Annotated in this window: 1 protein-coding gene; it reads left to right on the forward strand. The window is 72.6% G+C overall.

Features of this window, described 5'->3' with window-relative positions; all coding sequences use genetic code 11:
- On the forward strand, window positions 1-1,020 hold a 1,020-nt coding region (locus tag ABZ281_RS50450; protein ID WP_356665680.1), incomplete at both ends, for an MBL fold metallo-hydrolase.

The raw sequence follows: 1,020 nt of genomic DNA on the forward strand, positions 1-1,020 counted from the left end.
CCGCGCGCTGCAGCCCGGGGCGTTCGGCGCGGATCCGCGCGGCGAGCGCATGGCACGCATCCGTAGATCGCCCCACTTCAAGGACGGGGTCTTCCAGAACCCCGGCGGCCCCGCGCGGACCCGGCCCTCGGGTTCGGCCCTGGACTTCGCGAAGGTCTTCTTCGACAAGGACGCCCGGCCCCGCCGCGCCCCGAAGGGCACCGTTCCGGTGCACTCCACCACCCTCGCCGACATCGCCCGGCCCCCGGCCACCGGCCTGCGGCTGACCTGGATGGGGCACTCCAGCGTCCTCGCGGAGATCGACGGCCGGCGCGTTCTGTTCGACCCGGTGTGGGGCGAGCGCTGCTCCCCCTTCTCCTTCGCCGGGCCCAAGCGGCTGCATCCCGTTCCCCTGCCGCTCGCGGCGCTCGGCCCGGTCGACGTCGTGGTGATCTCGCACGACCACTACGACCATCTGGACATGCCCACCATCAAGGCGCTCGCGGGCACGGACACGCTGTTCGCCGTGCCCCTGGGGGTCGGCTCGCACCTGGAGCACTGGGGGGTGTCCGCCGACCGGCTGCGCGAGCTGGACTGGCACGAGTCCACCAAGATCGGCGGCCTCACCCTGACCGCCACCCCGGCCCGGCACTTCTGCGGCCGCGGGCTGCGCAACACCCAGCACACCCTGTGGGCCTCCTGGGTCGTCGCCGGGGGCGAGCACCGGATCTACCACAGCGGTGACACCGGCTACTTCGACGGCTTCAGGGAGATCGGCGCCGAGCACGGGCCGTTCGACGCCACGATGATCCAGATCGGCGCCTACTCCGACTTCTGGCCCGATATCCACATGACCCCCGAGGAGGGCATGCGCGCCCACCTCGACCTCCAGGGCGGGCCGGAGCACGGTCCGATGCTGCCGATCCACTGGGTCACCTTCAACCTGGCGACCCACCCGTGGGCGGACCCCGGCGAGGGGACACTCGCGTCCGCCCGCCGACCGTCCTCGCCTCGCTGCGCAAGACCTCGCGGCTCGTCACC

This window comes from Streptomyces sp. NPDC006265 (assembly GCF_040613555.1).
Taxonomy (GTDB): domain Bacteria; phylum Actinomycetota; class Actinomycetes; order Streptomycetales; family Streptomycetaceae; genus Streptomyces.